15 protein-coding genes and 1 pseudogene are annotated in these 24,568 nt (G+C 55.5%); 2 read left to right on the forward strand and 14 right to left on the reverse strand.

Features of this window, described 5'->3' with window-relative positions:
- The first annotated feature begins 23 nt into the window (after positions 1 to 23).
- Positions 24 to 2,483 carry a CoA transferase gene (locus GOX66_RS12320; protein ID WP_170763039.1) on the forward strand — a complete coding sequence of 820 codons (2,460 nt, stop codon included), beginning with the start codon at positions 24 to 26 and terminating at the stop codon, positions 2,481 to 2,483.
- Positions 2,484 to 2,963: 480 nt separating this feature from the next.
- On the opposite strand, the gene GOX66_RS25605 is transcribed toward GOX66_RS12320, so the two are convergent.
- The 12 genes and pseudogenes from GOX66_RS25605 to GOX66_RS12370 all read right to left on the reverse strand — a co-directional run bounded on the left by GOX66_RS25605 (position 2,964) and on the right by GOX66_RS12370 (position 15,371).
- Positions 2,964 to 3,731, reverse strand: a complete 768-nt coding sequence (locus tag GOX66_RS25605) for a hypothetical protein (RefSeq protein WP_214652615.1) — start codon at positions 3,729 to 3,731, stop codon at positions 2,964 to 2,966.
- Positions 3,732 to 3,734: 3 nt separating this feature from the next.
- On the reverse strand, positions 3,735 to 3,878 hold the full coding sequence (locus GOX66_RS25610; protein ID WP_214652617.1) for a hypothetical protein: 144 nt from the start codon (positions 3,876 to 3,878) through the stop codon (positions 3,735 to 3,737).
- A 21-nt stretch (positions 3,879 to 3,899) separates the two neighbouring features.
- Positions 3,900 to 5,032 (reverse strand): annotated as a pseudogene (locus GOX66_RS25615) (sulfatase-like hydrolase/transferase).
- A 520-nt stretch (positions 5,033 to 5,552) separates the two neighbouring features.
- Positions 5,553 to 5,957 (reverse strand): universal stress protein, encoded by a 405-nt coding sequence (locus GOX66_RS12330; RefSeq protein ID WP_170763041.1) that lies wholly within the window; start codon positions 5,955 to 5,957, stop codon positions 5,553 to 5,555.
- Positions 5,958 to 5,970: 13 nt separating this feature from the next.
- A complete protein-coding gene (locus GOX66_RS12335; protein WP_170763042.1) occupies positions 5,971 to 7,278 on the reverse strand; it encodes a TRAP transporter large permease in 1,308 nt (435 codons plus the stop codon).
- Between the two features lie 162 nt (positions 7,279 to 7,440).
- Entirely contained in the window at positions 7,441 to 8,490 is a 1,050-nt protein-coding gene (locus GOX66_RS12340; RefSeq protein ID WP_170763043.1) for a TRAP transporter substrate-binding protein, read from the reverse strand.
- A gap of 72 nt (positions 8,491 to 8,562) precedes the next feature.
- Complete coding sequence (locus GOX66_RS12345; protein ID WP_170763044.1) at positions 8,563 to 9,072, reverse strand: TRAP transporter small permease subunit; 510 nt, start codon at positions 9,070 to 9,072, stop codon at positions 8,563 to 8,565.
- A gap of 747 nt (positions 9,073 to 9,819) precedes the next feature.
- A complete protein-coding gene (locus GOX66_RS12350; RefSeq protein WP_170763045.1) occupies positions 9,820 to 11,289 on the reverse strand; it encodes an aminotransferase-like domain-containing protein in 1,470 nt (489 codons plus the stop codon).
- A gap of 120 nt (positions 11,290 to 11,409) precedes the next feature.
- Positions 11,410 to 11,793 (reverse strand): hypothetical protein, encoded by a 384-nt coding sequence (locus GOX66_RS12355; RefSeq protein ID WP_170763046.1) that lies wholly within the window; start codon positions 11,791 to 11,793, stop codon positions 11,410 to 11,412.
- Positions 11,794 to 11,979: 186 nt separating this feature from the next.
- Positions 11,980 to 13,707 carry a hypothetical protein gene (locus tag GOX66_RS12360; protein ID WP_170763047.1) on the reverse strand — a complete coding sequence of 576 codons (1,728 nt, stop codon included), beginning with the start codon at positions 13,705 to 13,707 and terminating at the stop codon, positions 11,980 to 11,982.
- A 109-nt stretch (positions 13,708 to 13,816) separates the two neighbouring features.
- Positions 13,817 to 14,542: an MBL fold metallo-hydrolase gene (locus tag GOX66_RS12365; RefSeq protein ID WP_170763048.1), complete on the reverse strand. Its 726-nt coding sequence runs from the start codon at positions 14,540 to 14,542 to the stop codon at positions 13,817 to 13,819.
- A 22-nt stretch (positions 14,543 to 14,564) separates the two neighbouring features.
- Positions 14,565 to 15,371, reverse strand: coding sequence for a gamma-glutamylcyclotransferase family protein (locus tag GOX66_RS12370; protein ID WP_170763049.1), 807 nt, complete (start codon positions 15,369 to 15,371; stop codon positions 14,565 to 14,567).
- A gap of 107 nt (positions 15,372 to 15,478) precedes the next feature.
- Here GOX66_RS12370 and GOX66_RS12375 point away from each other — a divergent pair, with 107 nt between their 5' ends.
- A complete protein-coding gene (locus GOX66_RS12375; protein WP_170763050.1) occupies positions 15,479 to 20,713 on the forward strand; it encodes an AAA family ATPase in 5,235 nt (1,744 codons plus the stop codon).
- Between the two features lie 46 nt (positions 20,714 to 20,759).
- Here the strand turns inward: GOX66_RS12375 and GOX66_RS12380 are convergent, their stop codons facing one another.
- Together GOX66_RS12380 and GOX66_RS12385 are read right to left on the reverse strand one after the other, a co-directional pair.
- A complete protein-coding gene (locus tag GOX66_RS12380; protein ID WP_170763051.1) occupies positions 20,760 to 22,088 on the reverse strand; it encodes a hypothetical protein in 1,329 nt (442 codons plus the stop codon).
- Between the two features lie 4 nt (positions 22,089 to 22,092).
- Positions 22,093 to 24,294 carry an alkaline phosphatase family protein gene (locus tag GOX66_RS12385; protein ID WP_170763052.1) on the reverse strand — a complete coding sequence of 734 codons (2,202 nt, stop codon included), beginning with the start codon at positions 24,292 to 24,294 and terminating at the stop codon, positions 22,093 to 22,095.
- Positions 24,295 to 24,568: the final 274 nt, after the last annotated feature.

Consider the following 24,568-nt stretch of genomic DNA (forward strand, 5'->3'; position numbering starts at 1 on the left):
AGAAAAATTAGTGCAGGTGTGACATGTCTGAACGTCCTCTTTCCCACATTCGCGTCCTTGACTTCGGGCAGTACCTTGCTGCTCCGCTGGTTGGCATGATGCTGGCCGATATGGGGGCCGAGGTTATCCGCATCGACCCGCCCGGCGGACCCGTTTTTGATGATCCGTCCTTTGACATGATTTCGCGCGGGAAAAAGGTGCTGACGCTGGATCTCAAAACTGCCGCGGGCCGGGATACCGCCATTGATCTGGCCAAACGCGCCGATGTAGTGATCGAGAATTTCCGACCCGGCGTTATGGATCGTCTGGGACTGGGGGCTGATGTTCTGCGTGCCGCAAATAATCAGTTGGTCTTTCTGTCCATGCCCGGCTTTGCTTCGACCGATCCCGAATTGGCCGGATTGCCAGCGTGGGAGGCGGTGATTGCCGCCTATACCGGGCAATTTACCGACATGGGGCTGAACCGGCGGCTGATGGGGATCAACCCGTCCTTCACCCCTCTGACGCTGGCCTCGGCATACGGCGCCAGTTTCGGGGCCATGTCGGTTTTGTTTGCCCTGAACGCGCGCAACCGCAATGGCGGCGATCACATCGAAGTTCCGCTCGCCTCGGCCCTGCTGGAAGGTCTGATCTACAATTGCGAGCAGATCGAAGACTACCCCGAGCGCTATAAATCCCCGCGCGAGGTAGAGTTGGACCGACGCGCCGCCGAAGGCCTGCCGATGAATCTGGAGTTCGACGAGTTGTCCGAATTCCTCGACCCATTCTATCGTACTTACACCTGTGCCGACGGGCGTGGTTTTTATGTGGTTTCGGGATCAGTCGCCACGCACCCGCGCCGTGTGCTGGAAACGCTGGGGTTGGGTGAACTGGCAGACGAGTTGCCGGATTTCTCGGCTTATCTGGATACCAGCGACTGGCCCGCCGAATGGTCGATGAGCAACTACCCGGTGGGGCCATCGGATCGGGCGCGGGTGTCCTCGGCCATGAAAGAGGCGTTTCTGACCCGCCCTGCCCATGAATGGGAAGAGCTGTTCGGCACGGCCAAGGCTCCGTCCACGGCGCAGCGATTCACCAAGGAATGGCTCGCCGATCCGCATGCGCTGGCTTCGGGTCTGGTGCTGAGGGTCGAGGATGCGCGCCACGGCGAGATGCGCCAGATGGGCAACGTGGCCTGGCTGACCGATGACGACGGAGCGGCGCGTAAAACCGGACCAGTTGCAGCCGATCTAAAGGCGCTGCTGGCGAGCAGTCCCCGTAACGGGGGTGCCATCGGTGCTGGCGGCTGGCTGGAGGGGCTGAGGGTTCTGGACCTGACCAATGTAATCGCGGGCCCGACCATCGGCTCGACTCTGGCGCGGTTCGGGGCTGAGGTAACGCTGGTTCAGCCGGTCGAACCGTCAGTCGACCCGTGGAACACCGTTGTGTTCGGCATCCATGCGCAGCGCGGCAAAGAAAGCATCCTACTGAACCTGAGTAGCGAGGTGGGTCAGGAGGCGCTGTACAAACTCATTGCCGAGGCGGACGTCATCACCATGAACGGCACGGATGAGCAGCGCGACAAGTTGGGCATTGGGCCGGACTACCTGGCCGCGATCAACCCGCGGCTCATCCTTGTGCAGTTGGACGCCTTTGGCGGGCCGATGCGCGGGCCGAAATCTGATCATCTGGGTTATGACGATCTGGCGCAGGCCGCCACCGGGGTCATGGTGCGGTTCGGCGGCGGCATGGAGACGCCCGAAGAACATGCCCATTTCGGCACGATCGATGTTCTGACCGGCTTCTGTGCCTGTGTCGCCCTAGGCGGGGCTCTGCTGCGGTTGCGTGAAACTGGGCAAGGCGGCATTGCAAGGGCGTCGCTGGCGGGCGCAGGCAACCTTATCCAGGCCCAGTTCATGTTCGACTATGACGGGCGCGCGCCTTTCAATGAGCCTACGGGGCGCGAAGCGTTGGGCTGGGGGCCTTTCTATCATTGCTACGAGGCCGCCGATCAATGGATGTTCTTTGCCGCACCCACCGAGCAGCGTGCTGCCTTGGCCGGAGTGCCGGAACTGGCCGATCTTGCCGATGCCGCCACGGATGACCTGCACGGTGCACTTGCAGACCGGTTCAGACTCAAACCGATTGCGTATTGGCGACAAGCATTCACAGGTACCAGCACAGTGGTTCCGCTAGCCTCCCTGCATGAAACCCGCGACACGGCGCTGCAACTGGAAAGTGCGGGTGACATCGACATCGCCAGGGATACGTTCCGCGTTATCCGCCACGATCAGCACCCGATGGGCCGGTGGTGTGACCTGGTCGCACCTAACGCAGTGCGACCGACCACGGGACGGATAACCATTCCGGGTCCGATGCAGAAATACGGGGCGCAAACTGCCAGTATTCTGACAAGGATTGGATACGATGCAGCCCAGATTCAGCAGATGATAGCGAGCGGTGCCGCCGGCACAGAATGGTCGGAAAAATACCTGCCGGAATAGGTCGGGATGCAATTGCGGGCTCCGGAAGACACCCTTCACTTTTTTTGAGTCTCGGGAAGGCCATTCGTAGGGCGCTGTAATGCTCACCGAAGATGTCTGTGGCCAAACTTCAGACGCTCGCCAGGTACCCGTTTCGTACGCAGATTGCCCGTAGAAACCTGGCCGCTCACAACCATGGCTTCCGATACTTCATTTGATTTTTTAGATGTCGGTCAAACTCCACTCCGATCAAATCAGAAATCAAGCCCTGTTTCTGTTAAACGTTAGATGCGGATCAGATAGCGAAATCTAACCATTCTCTGGATTTCGCTCTGGCAGTGGTTGAGTCAATGTTTCAAATGGCCAGTCACTCGGCAAGGGGGCGCAGCTTTTGGTACGCCCCCGTGAAATTTTTTCCGTCGCTTACTGGCGCTTCAGCATCCGTTTGGCGGCAGCCTCCAGGCTCTCACAGCTGTCGCCGGTAACTGAGACTGCGACTTTCTAAATGGCTCCGCCGGTGAACTCTCCAGGTGTAGTATACATCTGGCTGACTGCGTCGCCGCTGTCGTAGCCAACGCACAGACCATCCCCCGAAAGCGTGAACTTACCGGACTGAGTGCGCAGGTCACCCGAGGCGACCTCCTGATCGTCGATGTAAAGTTTCATCGATCCCAGAACCTCGCCATTGTCGCCGGTGCCGGTCGCGTCGAACTCCATCCCCAGAGTGTAAGCACCTGGTTTCAGCTCTACGTTCGATTCAAATACCTGTTCGGGCTGAATGCCGAGGAAATTGTAGACGTAGTAGAGCTTTTTGTCCTTGAGGAAAAGCGAATGGGCACCGAACCTGGACCCATGAGCGAAGATCACGCCGGATGTGTCCTCATCCTCGATCGCGACATTGGCGAGGATCTTGCGATCCCGGCCGCGGATATTGACGGCGACACCTTCCGGCACACAGGCGGTATGCGGGCAGTAGATATAAGTATCGCGCGCCGGCTCGGATGTCGGACGCTCGATACCAATGATCTCGACCGCGCTTCGGTCATCCAGCGGAAGCACGTTGTTTCTGGCAGCTTCGTCAAACCAAACCTGAATAAGTTCGTTCAGCCCTTCCGGCTCTTGTTCTGCCAGGTTGTTCGCCTCTGAACGGTCCACGTCAACGTGATACAGCTCCCACGCATCCTTGTCGAAGTTGCTTGTTCCGGTCAGGGGTGCATGCACTGCAACGGCCTTCCAGCCATCTTTCCAGATGCCCCGGGTTCCAAGCATGGTTTAATACTGAACCTCTTTCCGGGTTGGATCATCCGGTGCTGCATCAAAGGTGTACGCCATGGATACACCGGACATTGGATACTGATCGACACCGTTGTTGGTCTTGGACATTTCCAGACCGGTGATTTCCAGAATCGTCGGCACAATACCCACCGAATGGTGATACTAATGCCGGATTTCGCCACCATTCTGGATGCCATTGGGCCAGGACATGATCAGCGGATCATTGGTGCCCCCGGCATAGTTCGAATACCGCTTGAACATCTTGAACAGGGCCGAGAAGGCCGCAGCCCAGCCAGTCGGATAGTGATTGTAGGTATCGGGGCTGCCAAGTGCGTCGAGATACTTCATGTTCTCGTTCACTGATCCATTTGGCGCCCCCTCACCGGACGCGCCATTGTCGGCGGCGTAGATGATCAGAGTGTTTTCGTACTGCCCGGTTTCCTTGAGGTAGTCGATAACCCGAAACACCTGGCTGTCGGTATATTCCGAGAACCCGGCATAGACCTCAGCCATGCGCGTGAACAGCTTCTTTCTGTCGTCATTGAGAGTGTCCCACGGGCGCACGGCGTCATCCGGATTGGCAATTCCGTCCGGCAGGAAGTTCGTCCCGGTATTGACGGTACCTTCAGGCACGATCCCCTTGTCGATCATCGCCTGTGTGATGTCTTCCCGATAAGCGTCATACCCTTCATCAAAGACCCCCTTGTATTTGTCAGCCCATTCCGTCGGTGCGTGGTTGGCACCGGGGTTGAACCACATGTACCAGGGCTTGGACGGGTTCGTCGCTTTCTGATCACGCAGCATCGAGATTGCCTGATCGGCCAGATCCTTGGACAAGTGGTATCCTTCTTCTGGGCGGTATGGTTGTTCGATGAAACGGTTGTCTTCGACAAGATCCGGATACCATTGGTTGGTCTCGCCGCACAGGAACCCATAGAAACGATCAAAACCCTGATTCAGCGGCCATTCCGTGCGGCTCGCGCCAGACGCGACGTCCTGTTCGGGGACGTTGTAGTTTTTCCCGATCCAAAAGGTGCTATACCGTTGGCCTGCAGCACTTCGGCAATTGTTGTGACTTGCGGCGGTAAACGCCCGCTTGCCCCGGGAAAGCCGTCAGCGGTCTCGGTAATTGCCGCCATCCCGTTGAGGTGATGGTTGCGCCCGGTCAACAGGGTCGAACGCGTAGGAGAGCAAAGCGCGGTCGTGTGCCATTGGGTGTAGGTCAGCTCTTGCGCGGCGAGGTCATCCAGCGTCGGCATATCGATCTTGCCACCATAGGGCGACCACGCGCCCAATCCGGTATCATCGTAAAGGACAAACAGGATATTTGGAGCACCCTCCGGCGCGGATCAAAGCTCGGGCCGTTTTCAGTCCGCGGGAAGTGCCGGTGATTGGGCCAATACACACGCAGCGTGGCGTTAAATCCAATTACGCGTATCTCGCTTTGGCCGGGGGTGAAACTGAATGACATCGAAACCGGAGAGGTTACGTCAGTTGTTTGCCCGCCCGTTAGAACCTATCCGCGTGTCAACTTCGTAAGGGTCATCGAAGATGGCGATTTCCCTTCGCGCATAACCAGCGCAACTTTTCAGACTTGGCGGCTGCGTTCGAGGTCTTCCGGGGTACACCTGCCATTCCTTTCCCTGATCATCCTGCGATAGCTAGGGGCTTGGCCCGTCACGATGGTTCTTGACGCTCCAACGGTGCCGCCACATCCCTCCAACGCGGCCATAGTTTTCGCGCACATCCGGGCAGGACAGCGGATATCGACGGCACCCATCTTGTTTAGGTATCCGAACCGGGCAATTGCTCGGCCTATCGCTGAACAACAACGCTACAATTGGCATGTCGGACGATGCGTGCCGCAGTCGATCCGAGCAAAAGGTCTGAAAACCCGGGCCGGTGCGACGACACAACAATACAATCGATCTTTTTCTTCTTCGCCCATTCCAAAATGGAATTCGTCGGGTGGCCTGAAATCACATGCGTATCGATATCATCGGTGGAAAGCTTGGTTTTCAGGGTATTTTCGAACTCGGAAATGCTGTTCTTAATCTGCTCCTTGGGAAAGTATGACCCTACATATGAGGGAAGCTCTTCAAGAACGGAGAGAACCGACACTTTTCCGCCTTTGGCCAGGAGGCGGTGAGCGGCTTCCAGAGATTCCGCGCACTCGTCAATTTGATCGGGTGCGACGGGAACGAGAATATGATTGTACATCTGGACCTCCTATTTATTTGAGGATGCTCGGCAACCAGGTGGCGATCTGCGGAAAGATGAAGATAAGCGTCAGGCCAACAAACTGAAGCACCACGAAGGGACCGACCGAATTGTAGACATCGCCCATGCTGACATCCTTGGGCAGAACACCTTTGATCCAGAAAAGAACAAAGCCGAATGGCGGTGTGAGATAGGCGATCTGGATGTTAACGATGAACAGAGCTCCAAACCACAGCTTGTCGATCCCCAGCTCATCAATGATCGGAATGAAGAGCGGCGTGCAGAGCATGATGATGGCCCAATCGTCCATCACCATTCCCAGAACAAGAATGATCAGCATCATCATCAGCAGAATTCCGGTGCTTCCACCGGGCATGGCAAGCACAAGGTTCGTCAAAAGATCCTGACTTCCCATCGAATTGAAAACATTGAGGTAAACCGTTGCACCAATCAGAATCCACAACCCCATTCCGCTCAACTTCAGGGTCGAGACAAGTGAATCCCGCAAAACAGCCCAGGTCAGTTTCCCGTAGACCAGGTTGATGATGAACGCTCCGGCGGCACCGAAAGCAGCAGCTTCGGCCGGTGTTGCGATTCCACCCCAGATCACGCCGAGCACGATGATGATCAGCACGGCGAAGGGCCAGATGCTGAACACAGCGCTCAGCTTTTCCTGACGGGTGAATTTCTCTTCCGCAGGAAGAGCAGGTCCCAAATGCGGTTGGATTCGGCAGCGAGCGCCAATGTAAATTACATAGAATGTTGCCAGCATGAGGCCAGGCAGGACCCCTGCCATGAACAAGTCACCAATAGAGACTTTGGCCAGCAGACCATAAAAGATAAATGGAACGCTGGGAGGGATAAGCGCCCCGAGTGCGCCACCTGCAGCAATGGAACCAATGGCAATCGAACGGTCATACTTGTAGCGCATCATCGAGGGGTAAGCGATCTGTCCCATTGTCGTGGTGGCCGGCGGTGTAATTCCGGTGACGGCCGCAAACACCGTACAAACCTGAACCGTGCCCATCGCAAGCCCGCCATGGATATGGCCGATCAGCTTGTAGACTGCGTCGTATGCCGCCTCAGCTATTCCGGAAAATCGTATGAGCGATCCCATGAACAAAAACAGGGGCACCGTCACCAGCACCGAATTCCACGGCGTCGAATAGAATGCGCTGGGAACAGACAGCAGCGCACGCGGTTCAAGGATTAACGCAAACAGCACAGCTGTACCGCCCAGGCCAAACGCCACCGGGAGCCCCATGAAGAGGATCGCAAACAAAATGATGAAATACAGCGCTGTGATGAGTTCGAGGCTCATGATCTTTTTTTCCTTGCTTATAGGCTGTTCATGCGTGCCGGTGCGTGTCGCTTGGCAGGTAATCCCAAGAACACCGATATCTCTGGTCCCTCCCGCTGGCCCGTCGGTCGGGCCAGCGGCGGTATTCAACGGATATTCGGGAAGTCTCCCGTCGCGCCTGTGTTATTGAGCGCCGGCTTTGTCGGCGAGGAACTTTTTGTAGATCTCCACGCCCTTGGCGTTGCCCTCGGACGCTGCAGCAACCTGCGGCCAGACCTCGGCAATGGATTTTTCCCTCATCCGTGCGACTTCCTCATCGCTGAGCTCGATCACCTCGCCCCCGGCATCCCGAAGTATCTGCAAGGCCTCTTCGACGCCTTCCGCATGCAAACGGCTGGTTTCGAAATAGGTCTCTTCGAAGATACCGTCGATCTGGTCACGCTGCCATTGGGTCAGAGCATTCCAGCTTTCGAGATTGATGAAAATCTCCTGGTGCTGCGCAGGGTTCCACCCGGGCATGATCGCATAGTTGATCACCTCCTGGAACGACATGTCGTCGATTCCGCCGGTGTCCCAATAGGTGCCTTCGATCGTGCCAAGCTTGATCGCCGTGTAGATTTCACCGGCATTCATAGACACCGGGGAACCGCCCATCGTCGAATGGAAGATCGCCTGAGGTCCGCCAGCGCGCATCTTGTGGCCGTCCAGATCCTCCATCTTCTCTACCCGGAAGGTGGTGAACATCGCGTTCGGGCCCTGGTTGGTCCAACCTGCCCAATGCAGATTACGATCGTGGGCAGCTTCCTGAATAATGTCGCCGACGCGATAATCAGGGCTTCCCCACATAACTTCCCAGGCTTCTTCAGTGTTGTTGGCGCCCATTGCCATGCCAAAGGCCAGCATACCTTCGGGCATGTCACCGCCATAGACCGAACCCCACCCGGCATAGCCGTCAGTCAGACCGGCCGCCGCAGCACCAAATGCCTCGGCACCGCTGACCAGCGCGCCTGCTGGTTCGACTCTGATCTTTACGGTGCCCTCGGTCGCCTTCTCAACGGCCTCGACCCACGGGATCAGCCCGTTGTCCCATCCGGCATCGGTCTGGTCGAAAGCGGGCTGAAAGGTCCATTCGGTCACTTCGTCGGGCGGGCCGTCCTGTGCGGTGGCAACGCCGGCGAGCAGCGCAACGGCGCCCGCCCACATTGTGGTTTGTATAATCCTGTTGGATTTCATGGTGATTCCTCCTTGTATTATGGGTTTGTTTTCTTGCCCCCCAAAAAAGAGAGACGCAGGTTTTCGTCAGCGCTATTGCTCTCTGCCAAGCCCGAGCATTGTTTGAACGTCTTTTATGAAATGCTTCAGAACGATCAGCAGGACGAGACAGCCGCTTAGCGGAATCGCAAACTTGATCGGGTAGATTGGGATCGGGATCGCTGTCGGTGTTTTCTGGTTGAGTTTCAGGGACAGTGCAGCCGCATCATAACCTTTCCAGATCAATGCAACGAGAAACAGGACCGCGAAGGGGGCAGTCAGAATATCGAGGATCGCCTTTGAGCGATCACTCGCGTTTGCATAGAACAGATCGAGTTTGACGAAGCTGTCATGCTGAAGCGCATAAACGCCACCCGTGCAAGCCAGCAGAACCATTGCCGCCTGCAAGGTCGTTCCGATCCACTGCGACGGTGCGTTGAGCACGTAGCGCATGAACACGTCCGACACACCAAAAGCCATGCAGTAGAGGATCAGAAACCAGCCGATGCGGCCCATGACCTCAGAAATCGCGCCCGTTACCAATTCCAGTCCGCGCATCAGCATTCCGCTCTCCCTAAGTTTTCTGTTTGCATGTTCCCCATCGGGAAATGCGTGAGTGAATCGAGAATATTTTCAGTGTTGTTGCAGGGGTGCGTTTCGCTGGCAGGTCGCTTATTTGATCCTCGATCGGATCAAAATCCACACTTCGCGACAACATTGCTATCAGGGGCCGCCTATCAGCCGGCTTGGCAAGAGCCTCTTTTGAGGCCACTACCTGAAAAACAGTCCGGAAAGGCGTGCATGTAAGGGCTGAGTTTCGCCGTAGCATACTGCGGGCTGGCAAGGAGTACGCGGCATTTTCGTCTGACCCGAAGGATCGAAACGTCACGCAATCACCCATAGCCATGCAACAACCCCTCCCTTTGCCGCGACCAATCGCCCGGGCGTCATTGGCGCATGACGCTACGGCTTCCTCGGACCATTACAGCAAACGACATGGAATTCAGACGAGAAAGATACAGATTCCAATTCCGATGGGTACAGATCAGTCCGGTTTGAGTATCCGATCCAGCTTTGGTGAGGGCCGCAGGCTGAATCTGTTCCCATCAATGCGCAAAATCTGTACCTTTCCCACTCCCACTAATATTGCATTACCGCCTGAGGATGGATACGACTCGGACCCTGCGACTGCGCGCAAAGACGTCGGCATCAGCGAGCAGGTGAACCGCACATGCTCGGTAAATGGCCGATCAAATCGGAACACCGTTGAACGGGCTGACTTACCGATCTCCAGCTCCAAGAACGGTGCGATTACCACAGATCCTTTAGGACCTCTGACAAGGTGGCAATACCTGGTTCGATCAGATTCTTACGGATGGACGAGACACCAAGGCGAAAGAAAAACTTGCCATCGCTTAATTTTGAATAGCAGGGGGCGATTGGTTCGACGATGACTCCACGTTTCAGTGCGGCATTGGAAATAACCTTGGCATCCAGTCCAGCCTGCGCGTCCGCGAGAACAAACGTTGTGCCGCCGAAATCCCCGGATCTTAGGAAATTTGGAAGTCGATCGCGGATAGCTGCGTCGGCCGAAAACCAGCGTTGCTCATAAGCCAGCCGCAGTCTGCGAAGCAAGCTGTCGTAATATCCCAACCTGATGAATGCGGCCGCCGTATGCTGCAGAATCATCGGCGGATGGCGCATCATCATGCCCCTGCAATCGCGCGCGGCATCAATGAATTCGACCGAAGCAGTCATGTATCCAAGCCTCAGACCCGGCGAAAGCCCTTTGGACAAACTGCCCAGATAGATAAGGCGTCCGGTTTTATCGAGGCTTCGAAGCGGAAGCGGTGAGGATTGCCGATAATCCACGTCGCATTCGTAATCATCTTCTACGATGTAAAAATCATAGGCTTCTGCGGCCTGTAAAAGTTCGCGGCGGCGACGTTCAGACATTGTGACTGTAGTCGGAAACTGACGGTTTGGCGTTATGAACACCAGATCGACATCCCGCAATCGGTCATCGACAACCATCCCCTCCTCATCAACGGCCTGAAAATGCAAAGATCCAAAATTCGCCAGCAGAATCTTACGGGCATCCGGGTAACCCGGATCTTCCATAGCGGCTTTTCGGTTTCGTCCTCCGAACAACAGGCTCGTGATGAACAAGCCATTTTGTGACCCCAAGGTGATCAGAATGGAGTTGCTGGGTTCGAAGATACCCCGGCGCGGCAGGATGCGCTGGCTAACCTGCTCAATCAGTTCGGCGCTGTCGGCATAGAACCCGTCCGCTGACCAGATCTTGAGATCCTTGCGGTTCATGGCCAGCCGCGTACATTCGCGCCACTCGGCGACAGGAAATCGGTTTTCGTCGATCTGGTTGCAAACAAATGGGTATTTGTAATTGTACCAATCGGGTGGTCTGTAAATGGTTTCGACATCTTCCGTGCGCCGCATTCGGTTGAGTTTACTGCATATAGGCGCACGCGGATTGGGGCTGGACTGCGCATTCAAGTGTTTGTCCGGGTGAATGCCGCGATCGGAACAGACGAAATAACCCGATCTTGGGCGGGCCTCGATCAACTGTTCTTCTTCAAGTATTCGATAGGCAGCTACTACCGTATTGATCGAGACGCCAAGTTCCCGGGCCAGTTGACGACAAGACGAAAGCTTCATTCCGGATGGCATTAAGCCTTCGAAAATGAGGCGCGAAACCTGCGATACGATCTGATCGCGCAAGCCTCCGGGTTGGTTTCTGTCAATGTGTAATCTCTGCGTCATACCGTTCAGGCTGCGGGTGTCGAGACTGTACTTTTAGCTTAGCACGATCAATTCGGGTAGCAGTGTGCCAAGATATGGAAGAAAAAACAAAAGGCCATAACGACCTGAAGCGCGGTCTCTTTATGGATATTCTGTCAGCACCCTGCACAACGCACCAATCTGTTCATCAACACGCACGAGGATGATGATAAAAGGCGCAGTTAGCGCGATATTGGGTATATGGCCAAGCCGCCGGTTCATCTGGCATTTCACGGTTGCCATGCTTGTCGATATATTTCTGAGAGCGAACAGCAATTTGCAGAAAATCAGCCAATTGGTGCGCGAATTTTGCGGGTTCGGCCAACCCAGAGACATCGCAGCACTCGCCGTTAGAACAACTGGAAACTCGACATGAGAATAATCCTGACATCGGCAGATGCCATCCTGCTTTCGACTGAGGCATTTGCAGCGGACCTGACCATAACGGATTTTACCCTTACGAGGGCAGCCTGTTTCCGGTTTCATCCAAGCTGATTGAGGGACCGTGTGACGGACCTGCGCGGCGCGCTCGTAAGTGTTCAAGATGTGCTTGGCGTGAAACTGTTCGGTTCATTTCTTTTCAGATTGAAAATCCCGTATTTATTCTCTGCGCACCATATTTTGACGTTGGCCGCTAAGGGCTTTTCATCCGGGTTGACCGCAAATGTTCCTTCAATAGGAAACACTCAGGACATCGCCCGTTATCACAAATGTCGGCTTCGCAGTCCCAATACTGTTCGCCTCGAACATGGTCACATCAAAATCTGCAAGGTTCGGTGCCTGCAAAACAGGATATGCTACGCCCTGATCAAAGCTGTGGCCCTTGGGAAAGGAAAAGACCATCTTTGCAGGCGACTCTTTAATTTTCAGCGCCTCTGACATCCTCAATGTCGTCGGATTTTCCCCAAGTTGACTCTTCAGGGTTCCATTGGTCAGTTCCAGGGTTCCGATGGTCAGCGCGCCATCATGCTCGGTAATATCCAGAACGCCGTCGCCCATCAGGTGTATCCGCGCGGTTCCGCCGGACGACTGGCCCGAGAACGTCACACGCCCGCCCTGTCCGCCGTTGATCCCATCATAGGCGATCAGAGTTGCACCTCCGGCTGATGCCGTATCCGTAAACGACGTGTATCCACCCTCATGGTCTGGTGTTTCGCCGCCCATATTGTGGATTTTTGCGTTTGCGGCGGTGGGTGGTTGATTGGGTGCCCCCGTTCCATAAGAGGATTGGAATATCGTATACCCACCGGCCTGCCCCGGATAGTTCCAGATCGATGCACTGCCCGCGCTTGGGAAATAGTCGTTAGGTGGTTTGATGGAAAATATCGTGTGGCCCGCACCAGAGCTTTGATTCAAGGCACTGCCGAAATTCAGGATCGTGGCGTTGCCCGCCGTAGCGAGCCCGTAGCGCGCCGTAAATTCAGTGTGCCCGCCGCCGCCGGGGCAGTCTTTGGTCGCGCCATAATTGATATAGGTCCCTTCGCCCGCCGACGCGCCCGGGTTCTCGATGTCGGGATAGTTCGGATTGTTGTTGAAACTGGTAACGCCCCCATGGGCACCATCAATCGAGGCCGGGTAATTGTTGAACCGTCCCTGCCCGCCGGTCGCACATCCATCAAACGCGACATCACCGCCATTGGCCCCGTTCCAGTTGGCATCAACCGCCGTTCCTCCGAAGTTAATGTAGGTCCCCTGCGCCGCCGACGAATAATCATAGAATTGAGTGTTTCCGCCGTCCCCGCCCGGAACTGTACCTCCGCGGTTGATAAAGGTCGCGCTGCCCGCCGAAGCGGCCTGGTGAAACACGGCATTGGCGAAAGTATCACCATCACTACCCAAGGTTCCGAAGATCGAAAAAGTCGCGGTACCGGCACGCGCGCGCTCGCTGAACTTTACCGTGCCGCCCAGGCTGCTGCCTTGGGGCGGGCGTTCTTTCCCGGTTCTGAGCGTAAAGTAAGCAGATCCTGCCGTCGAATCATCATGAAACGCGATGGTGCCGCCGCCATAGGATGTTTCCAGCGATGGCGGCCCGGCGTAAAATGTAACCGGTCCTTCTCCGGCAGATGCAGAGCCGGTGAATTTCAGCTGCGGTTGATTGAAGGTACCAAGCGAGGCAACAACAAAGCTCTGGGTGTTAAGTGAGCGATTAACTATGCCTTCGCCTGTAATCGTCAGCGCAGGCTCTTCGCCCAGACCGCCTACTGTGAAAGAAAAGGCATCCGCAGGTTCGGCAAACACCAAGGATTCGATCTGAGCGCTGGAATCTGCGGCAAATGTGAGCGCAGTTTTGGACGACACGCCGAACACGGCATTTGTGCTTGGCACCTGACCTGAGCTCCAGTTTTCGCCGTCATTCCATTGATCCGATTGCGGTTCGGACTTCCAGCTTGATGTAGACATGATTTACGACCTCCCAAGAATAGATTTTGCCGGCCCGGAAGAATGCCGGGCTTCACGCGATAATTGGCAGTCAGGCATCCAGTGGAAGAAGGCGCCTCAGTTTGGTCCGTCAGATATCGAACAAGCGTTTGAACGTAGCGCCATAGGCCTCTGACGCGCCTTCAAGCACCGGCGCGCCATGCCCACAGAATACGTGCTGGAACGACAGTTCCGACAAACGTCTGAAATCTTCGGCCTCGGGTTGTGCGGCCTGCATCCAGACTGGCCCCACATTCGCCGGTGTGAAAAACCCCATATCGGTCATAACCTGCGCGGACTGTTCGCTGAAAAATTCGTCCGGTTTCAGGTAATTCTGCAAGGCATCGCAGGCGATCAGAACGCCACCATCGCGCTCCAGTCGAAAGATGCATTCCGGAACGCTGGTTGTTTTGAATGTGAACAATTCGGCCCCGGAAACCGGCAGCTCGCCGCCTTCGGTCAATTCACGATCAACAGGTACGCCATCTTGCCCGGCACCGGGCTGCGCCCAATAGCTGGCACCATATACATCTCGGTAAAACGCGTCATCAGAACCATGCAACCCGCCGACCTGCACGACGTTGGCGATTTGGCCCAGCTTTTCGAGATCCTTCAGTCCGTCATCGGAAAGCCTCACGGCGTTAAACAGCGTAAGCTGATCGCCGTCGCGGACCACGGTCATGTTCCGGCTGAATTGCCAGTCAAGATCGTTGAAATGCCATTCCCGCGTGCCAGTCACGAAGAATATGTTTTGCAGCGGCTCGGAAATCATGCCATGCGGCGTCGCCGCCAGATGCGGTGTATTCGAGTGTTCCATAATATTGCCCCCTAAAATGGGGTCAGCCTAGACGCATTTCTGCAGGCAGGGAAGTGTAGTCGAATGTACCGACATATTCGTACTCTTCGTCAAACGCATGCAAATAAGTATTAAGACATTCCCGCTGATCATCCCGCAACCGGTCAGCTACGACATCTTCCAGCTGCTCTGTCCCGTCACTGGTATCCATTCGTCTGAGATGAAACACCGAGACCTCCTTGCCGCCAAACCAATCCTTTCCGATCGAGTGCGCTTCACGCGCGTTGGTCATGTCAAAGACAGAACCCGCCAGTACTGTCAGATGAGGCTCAATCCCGGTGTGATCAAAATGGCGCCCGGTCGGTGCCGGACAAAAGGGCGGCAGTGTCGTCGGCGTCAGCACGGGATGAGCCCTCAGTTCAGCGATATAGTTTTGATCCAAACCGGCGCTAATGGCTCCGCGGAGAAGTATATTCAAATAGCGTCTGGTCGGCAGGCATGCGTTATTGACGAATTTTGGCAGCCCCACATATGCCAGAGCCTGTTCGGTTCCCAGTGGTGTTTCGACATTAATGACCACCCTGTCATATCCGACACCATATGCTTCAAGCTGGTCCAAAGCCGCGAGGTCTGCCTCATCGCAGCAATGCAAGACACCCAGAACCCTGTCATCAGGATTTCCGGTCGGTTCGATATTGCCCACACCGCCCTCGTGGCGAAAGAAGTGCTCGACATTAAAAACAAGCCGCCACCCCAAAAGCGCGGCCGCGCGAGACGCAGACGGAACGACCCCCTTCGCCTTCAAAGAGGTGAAGTCCATATTTGAGCCGTATCCAAAATAGTTAATCAACGCTATGCTCTCCGGAATGGGGCATCCACGATATTGCGGTAAAACAGCCCCTTTTGACAGATTATTTGAGTGTCTCAGTCAGGTCTTTCCAAGAGAAAGGATCTATCTTGCACATTGAAATCGCCGGATACCGCATTGAGCAACAGATAGAATCCTTTTATTCGAGCTCGCTTTTTCAAGCGCGCCACCGCGATAACGGGCGGACGGCACTCATCAAAACCCTGTCCGCCAAATTTTCGGACGTCCAAAACGCAAAACGGTTGGAGCGCGAGTATTGGTTGCTGACCGAGCTAAGTGAGATACAGGGTGTTCTGCCTGTGTCCGGCATCCACTTTCACAGCAACGGAACACCGGCCGTCATCAGCCCTGCCACAGGTTGGACACTGGCGTACTATCTGCGCGCAAGACGCGCATCGACTTGGCCCATAGACCAGATTGTCGATATCATCATTCAACTCACGACCGCTCTCGACGCTGTCCATGACAGGAACATGGTGCATAAGAATATCGCGCCGCAAAACATCCTGCTGGATGACACCAACTGGACGGTCAAACTGATGAACTTCGAAATCGCGACCTCCCTGTCGCGTGAACATCAAGGCAATGTGGCATCCAATCTTGTCGAAGACCAATTGCCTTACATCTCACCCGAACAGACAGCGCGCATCTCGCGTGATGTCGACTATCGGTCCGATTTCTACTCGCTGGGCGTCGTGTTTTTCGAGTTGTTGTTTGGCCGCCTGCCCTTTTCGGCCAAGACACATCTTGAATGGATCCACGCCCATATCGCCAAACTGCCTCGCATACCTGATGACGCCAGCGCGCATGTTCCTTCATCGGTCATAGCGATCATACTCCGCCTGCTCGCCAAAAACCCTGAAGACCGCTACCAAAGCTCGTTTGGGCTTTTGAATGACCTGCAGGAATGTCATCGCCAACTGGTCGAAACCGGGCACATCATACCCTTTGAACTGGCGCAGCGGGATATTTCCGAGGTGTTTCGGGTACCGCAGGTCCTGTATGGCCGCGATACCGAACTGGCCCGTCTCAACGGGCTGTTCGAGAATGTGAAACGCGGAGAGACCGAGTTCTGTTTGATTTCGGGTAGTTCAGGGGTTGGCAAATCGGCGCTTGTGGATGAACTGAGCAAACCGATCCTGCGCGCACGAGGCTTTTTTCTGCGCGGCAAGTTTGACCAGTTCGAACGCGCAAAACCCTATAGCGGAATCGCGGCGGCTTTTTCAGGACTGGTGCAGGAATTGCTCGCCGAGTCGCCAGAGCAGCTTTCCAAGTGGAAAGAAGATATCCTCGATGCGCTTGGAAGAACCACACAGGCCCTGCTCGACATATTGCCTGAGCTTGAACAGATCATCGGCCCGCAACCACCGGTGCCTGCCTTGCCCCCTGCCGAAGCACAAAACCGATTGCAGCTCACCTTTCTGAACTTCGTCCGGTTGCTGGCAACCGCAGATCACCCCCTCGTTGTCTATCTTGATGACCTGCAGTGGAGCGATGCTCCGACGCTGAACCTGCTGCAGAAACTGACCACCGCGCGGGATATCGGCCATTTCTTGGTAATCGGCGCATACCGGGACGGTGAGGTCGACGGCAATCACTTGCTCAGCCTTGTGCGAAATGAAATCGCCAAGAGCCGTGAAATACACGACATTACCTTGCCTCCGCTTCCTCGCTCAGTGGTGAACCAGATCATCGCACGGACCTTTCGTACCAGCGAGACGGCAACACAAGACCTCAGCACGATCCTTTTCAGGACAACGCAGGGCAATCCGCTTTTCGTAAAGGAGCTTCTGCAGTCGCTCTTCGAGGACGGGCTGATCCAATTCGACAGGGCGCACGGTTGCTGGACATGGGAGCTGACGGCGATTGGCCACGCCAATGTAGGCGATAACATCGTCGATTTCCTTATTGGAAATCTGAACAAGTTGCAGGATGACACCAAAGACACGCTGCGCATGGCGGCCTGCATCGGGCATGAGTTCGACATGGCCAAGCTTTCGGTGGTCCATCAACGGTCAAAAGAGCAGCTTGGCCTTGCGTTGATGAGCGCCCTGTCACGCAACATCATCTTGCCGCTGGACGACAGCTATCAGTTGTTTGACAAAGCGGCAGCCCATACCGAGGCGCAGGCCGACGCCTCGATGAACCCGCGCTTCCGGTTTCAGCACGACAGGGTGCATCAGGCGGCATATGAACTTATTGACGATGCCGACAAGCAGCAGGTGCACTTGTCCATTGGCAGGCTTTTGCAGAAAGAGGAAACTGACGAGCCCTCAGGGGAACACCTGATCAAGATCGTCCGGCACCTCAACGAAGCACGGGATCTGATCACGCTGAAGCCGGACAAATGCGAGTTGGCGCGCTTGAATCTGGCCTCTGCCAGGATTGCGCTTGATGCATCCTCATATCAGGCCGCCCTGAATTACCTGCGGGTTTCCCGATCGCTGCTACCTGCAAATGCCTGGAAGCAGGCCTATGAGCTGACGAAGGAGCTATCCTCACTCTACGCGCAAACTGCGTATCTGAACGGGTTGCACGATGAGGCGGATGCCGAGCTTTCATTGGCCCTGAAAAACCTGCACACGCCCCTGGAGAAGGCGCAAACCCTTTCAATGCGGACCCGCCACTACTCAACACTCGGTCGTATGAAAGATTCGATCGACGCAGCCCTTCAAGGCCTGCAATTGCTTGGGATCGAAATATCCGCCGATGTGTCCTGGGCCGAGGTTGACACAGAGATAGCCGAAATCTCGAAGAATCTGGCTGGTCGCAACGTCGCCGATCTGATCCATGCTGGCCGCATGACAGACGAGAACATGTCGGCGGCCGTTGGTCTTCTGATGGAGATTTTTCCTGCCGCTTTTCTGTCGGGGGCAGGTAATCTGTTTCACTTTCTTGTGCTGAAATCGGTCAACCTGTCGCTCAGGTTCGGCAACTCTACCGAAACTGCGTTTGCTTATGCAACCTATGGCATGTTGCTGTGCGGCAGCATGAACAGGCCCGGTGAGGGCTATGAATACGGCAAGCTGGCTCTGGCGATGAACGACGCGTATGACGATATCGCGCTGAAATCACGCATCATTTACGTCTATACAATGTTCATCCATCACTGGAGCCATCACTGGACGACAATGACCGGCTGGTTCAAGCGCGGCATCGAATTTGGTTATCAATCAGGAGATCTGCTGTACCTGGCCTATAACGCGCAGGATTGTATCATCTGGGACCCGCGTCTTGACCTCGAAACGGCCATCGCCGGGCAAATCAAGTACCTGGCGGTCGTCAAGGACTGCAAATATGCGGACAGCTACGACTCGGGAACATTGTTTCTGCAGATGCTGCAGAATTTCGCGGGAAATACTCGGGACAGATACGCGCTGACCAACGAGGATTTCGATGAAGAGGTCTGCTTGAACGGGATGCAGGCCCGCAAGTTCATGACCGGTGTCGCAAATTACCATATCTACAAAACCGAAATTCACTGCATGTATCGTGATTTCCAGGGCGCATTACCTCATGTCGTCGCTCAGGAACGGTCGATGGACAGCGTGATGTCGTTGCCGCAATCTGCTCGTTTCCGCTTTGTCGCGTTTCTGACCTATGCAGGAATTTTTCGCGAAACCCCTAAGGCCGATCAGCCCCGGTTCTGGCAAAAGATGAAGGATCATGCCGCACAAATGGCAATCTGGGCGCGCCATTGCCCCGAGAATTTTCGCCATCTCGACCTGGCAATGACTGCAGAACTGGCGCGGCTTAACAGTGAAGTACTGGCGGCCTTCCATGGGTACGAAGAAGCGATTACCTGCGCTGCCGAAAACGGGTTCACCCGTGACACGGCTATGATTCACGAGCTTTTCGCAATGGCCTTTCAGGATATTGGTCAAACCATTGCAGCAGAAGCTCATCTGAATGCTGCACGACATCTCTACCACCGCTGGGGCGCGACCCGCAAAGTGGCTATTCTTGACGCGGAAAACGCCTCCATTCAACAAATAACGCAGGCACATTCACCGCGTGAGGGTACCAATGCGTCCGGAAATGCCACGCATGACATCTCTCAGGGATCACTCGATCTCGGGGCGGTCATGGATGCGGCGCGGGCGATCTCGGGTGAGATTGTACTGAATAAACTGCTGTCCCGGACCATGCGCATCCTGCTGGAAAGTACTGGTGCGCAACGTGGCCTGTTCCTTAGCGGCAATGGGAACGGCTGGCAGGTCGAAGTCGAATGTCAGGTCAAAACCGACGGCACTAAGACCATGGCCAGCAAAACCGGAGCGGATCAGGACAAAGTACCGTTGTCGGTAATCAATTATGTCGCGCGCACGCGCAAGCCTCTGGTTCTGGACAACGCCACGATGGCCCCTCGCTTCGATGTTGACCCGTACATTGCCGGGAATGAAACCAAGTCGATCATGTGCGTCCCAATCATACGTTCCGACCAATTCACGGGCATGGTGTACCTTGAAAACAATCTGGCAGCTGGCGCTTTTCCCGAGGCGCGGCTGTCAATCGCTGAACTTCTTGCGGCACAGGCTTCGATTTCGATCGAAAACGCGAAACTATACGTCGAACTGGAACAAAAGGTCGAAGAGCGCACAGCGGAGCTCAGCAGGAAATCCAATGCGCTGGAAGCAGTGGCGAACCAGCTGTCGAAATATCTTTCCCCGCAGGTGTACCGATCGATCTTCGACAAGGAAAAAGAGGTCCGGCTGACATCAGAGCGCAAGTTGTTGACGGTCTTTTTCTCTGATCTCGTTGGGTTCACGGAACTTGCCGAACAGATGCGATCCGAAGACCTGAAGACACTTCTCAATCATTACCTGTCCGAAATGTCCGATGTTGCCCTGTCCTTTGGGGCGACCATCGACAAGTTTGTCGGCGACGCTATCGTCATTTTCTTTGGCGATCCCGAATCCCATGGCACACAGAACGACGCGCTCGCCTGTGCAAAGATGGCCCTGGCGATGCGGGATAGGCTGACGACCCTTCGCAAGCAGTGGATGGACAACGGGATCGAGAAACCTCTGGAGTGCCGGATGGGTATCCACACCGGTTTCTGCACTGTCGGCAATTTCGGCAGCGAGACCCGAATGGATTACACAATCATCGGACGGGCCGTTAATCTTGCATCACGTCTTGAAAACGCTGCGCGAACCGGGGGCATTCTGATCTCGCAAGAGACATACGAGCAGATAAATTCCCAAATCTCCTGCGTCGAGTGCGACACGATTGAGCTACGCGGGATCGGTGACCCGGTCAGAACCTATGAAATCGTGGACCTGATTGATACTCCTTCCGGCGATCACACCACGCGCCGCTAAGGTCTTGGCGCCGACGCATCGGGCAGCGCGACAACGTTGCCTGCCTTCAGGTTTGGGCTTGTTTCATTGAGTTTTTTGGGCCCGGCGGCGGCGCAATCTGACACCCACATGGTGCGTTGTCCGCACCGGCACAACGCTTCATCGCTTCCTCGAATGAAAATTTCGGATGTGGCGGAGGGCCGGCGCAATAGAACAGGTCCATTTGTGCCAGCGCGCAGATGACCTGGGCGTCCCGCGCATCCGGGGGCGCGGGCGGGCCTTCAGCCTTGGAGTTTCCAAACCAGCGCAAGCAGGCCCGCGATCTGGCTTTTTCGGGTTCGATATCGGGATCTTTCGCATACTCGTAAAGAAATGATGCCGCGACCAGATCCTGCGCTTCGTACATCCGGATATCGGGGATTTTCTTCGGGTGATCCGAGCATTTCCCAGTTACCCCCGCAGCGATCATATGGTTCGAGATCATATAGGGCGTCTCACGCGGATCATCCGGTGAAATCCGCACTTTGCCGACTTGCAGGACCGGGGTTTCAGGCGTTCCGTTGGCATCCTTTTTCATCACATCCTTATACGCCACCCGGAACCACCCCGGGGCCTGCGGGTCATAAAGCGGTGAGCCACACACCAGCAAAGGCAGCGTATGCCTCTGGCCCGTTGCGTTAGGCCCATTGAGGTACAGGTTTAACATCGTGCGAATATAGTTGCGCTCGGGCGGACCATCGAAAAACCCTGATGCCATCATGATCGGGAAGTAGTCATTGGGATATTCGCTCTGCCCCGCGCCGGGGGCCGCGATCGGATTCACGTCCACGATGGTGCGAAAAAAACTGACCTCATCGTCCGGAATACCGCTGGCACGCAGAACCGTGTCCCACCGGTGCATTGTCATACATTTCAGAAACGTACCTTGCTGCAGGACCTGCCAGGGTGGGTAATGCATCAACAGCAGCCCTTTTTGCGCCATGACATTCAAACCCAGAGGTGGAAACAGGTGCCATTTACACAGCCCATCATCCTTGTCGCTGTTGACCGGATACCCCTCCATCGGGTTCCAGACCCCGAACTCCTTTAGCAGTTCCCTGCCAATCACGGCCTTGCCTGCGGCCTGCGGCGCAAGGAGCCTCTGGTGATGTCGGGCAAAGAGTGAAAGGGCCGCCTCCGATTGATCCGCCGACAACTCGACCCAATATCGCTCATCCGATTTGCGAACAGTCACCGCGGCAGAGGTAAACCCGTCCGCCTCCAACGAGTTTCTGGTGTAGTGCGCGATGACACTTTCCCGGTTAGTCAATCCGACGTCGGGATTGGCCAGTTCCGCCGGTGGGAACAACTCGTCCAACAGGTCGGCTGTTCCCAGTGGATAAGTAAATGCCGCCATGTCCTCAGCTTCCCGCACTATCTGGGGGAAAACTCTTGTCATATGGCGGTGTGAAGCTTGGCTTGTCCGTGCGCGGCTCGCTCAATTCAAATACAGATTCAAAGGTAGGTGCCACCTGAACCCGGTCGCCCAGTCCCCAACGGGCGCGCGGGATACCGTACCATTCCAGGACCGTCGACAGCAGCGAGGTTCCTTCATAGGGCTGCGGTTGACCGCTGCGGAAGACGGTATTGGATTTGACCAATGGTGACACGATGATCGTCGGGACCCGGGGGCCCATTACATCGTATTTGAATCCGTCGTTTTCATCCCGTGGCCAAGCGGGTTGCGCCGCCGGTGGAGGGACGTGATCATAAAGGCCGCCACCTTTGCTGAAGGTGATCACCAGCGCAGTCTTGTCCCATTGCGGGCTGTTGACCAGCGCCTGGTAAATGTCATTCAGCGTCCGCTCGGCAGGCACCATGTCGCCGGTTGCTCCGGGGTGATAAGACGTAGCCCCGTTCGGCGCGATCCAGGCCGGTTCGACAAAAGAGAACTTTGGCAGCATTCCCGCCGCCGCGTCGGCCATGAACGTGCTCAGGGGTTGCACGTATTCAAATTTGGCCTTGTCCACGCTCGGCAACTGATTGCGTAAATACAAGTAGTAGGTAAAGACGTGGTCCATCCATTCGACGGAATAGTAGATCTTCCAGTCAAGGTGGCCGTTATTCTGAAGAACCTTCCAGATCGGCTGACGCAATGGTTGCTCGGCATACTGCGTGTATTGCGGTTCGCCCTCGCAATTGACTGTGATGTTATAGTTTGATCCCGACAGGGCGAAACCCCGATTGGCGATGGTTCCTCCGGGCATCGGCGAAAACCAGTAATCGCTGACCGCAAAACTCTCGGCCAAGCCATTCAGAACCGGCAATTGGGTCGGGCTGAACGAAACCATCGCCTCACCGCTGAGATTGTTTGAGACGAACCCCGCCATATCGGCAGCTGCCCCGCTCTGATACGCGGGGTAACCGCCGCTGAATTGCTGCTGAATGCAATCCGCCGTCGAGTGGAAGGGGTCGATTGACGGAGCTGCCAGCACGAATTCAGTGCTTAACGTGCCGTCATGGAATTTATGGGCGGGATAGTTTTTACCATCAGCCTCGTTGGTGTTCGATTTCGAGTTCGCTTTGAAGGGTGGGTCCGCGTGAACATAGTTCAGATGCGGGGCGTCCGCCTCATAAAGCCATCCCAGAACGCTGTCCATTGTCCGGCTTTCCAGCATGTAGACAACAACATGTTCAATGTTGGCCCGCATGAAATCCATGGTCCCCGGGGATTTCGCCCGTTCGGCATCGACCGGAATAGACGTCTGCACCGGTGTCAGATCGCCCGTGGCTTCGAACCCTTGAGGCAATGTCCCCTGCTTTAACGGGCCGACGAAAGGGTCAGCCAGGAACGGATCAAATCCCCAGAGCCTGTAGCTGCCATCAGACGGGACCACATCCAGAATAAACTCGCCCAAGGCAATCAACCGATGCGCGTAATCCATATCGGACCGCTCGCCTTCCGACATCGCTGGCAGGGCCAACGGATGCATGTTTTGCGGATCGAAGTTCCAAACGCGATATTTCGATTGCGCCGAAATCCATTCCAGGACGTAATTGCCCATCGGCAGCAACTCGCTTCCGCCACCGATTAACGCAAAGGCATCTTGTGGTCCCATGGCGTTGGGCAACGGGTCAGGCGGTTGTTTCTCGGGGCCCGGAGCCGGATCGAAATTCCACAGCATATATGTTCCGCGGGCTGCGGTTGGCATATAGGCCATGACATATCCTGTCATCGGCACAAGCTGCACGATATCGGTTTCCGTCGCATCCCAAGTATAGTGATCGTAGAACTGCCAAAATTTGGACTTGGGCCAACTGCCCGTCTGCAAGGCCTTAACATTCAGCGGATCGGGTTGCGTGGGGTCAAAAACAAAAATCTCATAGCTCGCGGCCGGATTGCTCGCTTTCTGCAAGGGGGCCAGATCGTAGGAAATCATGTAGCCGCCAATCGGGCAGAGCTTCTTGCCAGCGGGAAATTTTGAACCTGGCGCAATCATGACCTGCTCGAACAACTCGGGAAGATCCGGGTGCATCCGCCAGATTCCGTAATCGTCGTTCTGGGTACTGCGGCTGATCAAATATGTGGATGCGGCATTTGTAAAAACGTTCTTCTCGGTCATGGGTCTATCCAATCCATTGGCGTCGAAACGGTAAAAATAAGGGATATTCGAGAGTCTTTGTTCACCAATGTGCAACACTCTCCATTCAATACAAAGAAAAATCACAATGTGTGCATCATCGGACAGGTGCGAAATCGGCCCATTTGACCTTCCAATCGGCCCATAACAAGCGCTTGAAAGTTGTTTGACGCTGATGATCGCGGGTTGCCAATCGGATTCGCTGTTGGCGCGCTGCCCGCGATGAACGGGTTTCGGTCGTATTTGTGAAAGGCAC

It is taken from the genome of Ruegeria lacuscaerulensis (genome assembly GCF_013031245.1).
Classification (GTDB): Bacteria; Pseudomonadota; Alphaproteobacteria; order Rhodobacterales; family Rhodobacteraceae; genus Ruegeria; species Ruegeria lacuscaerulensis_C.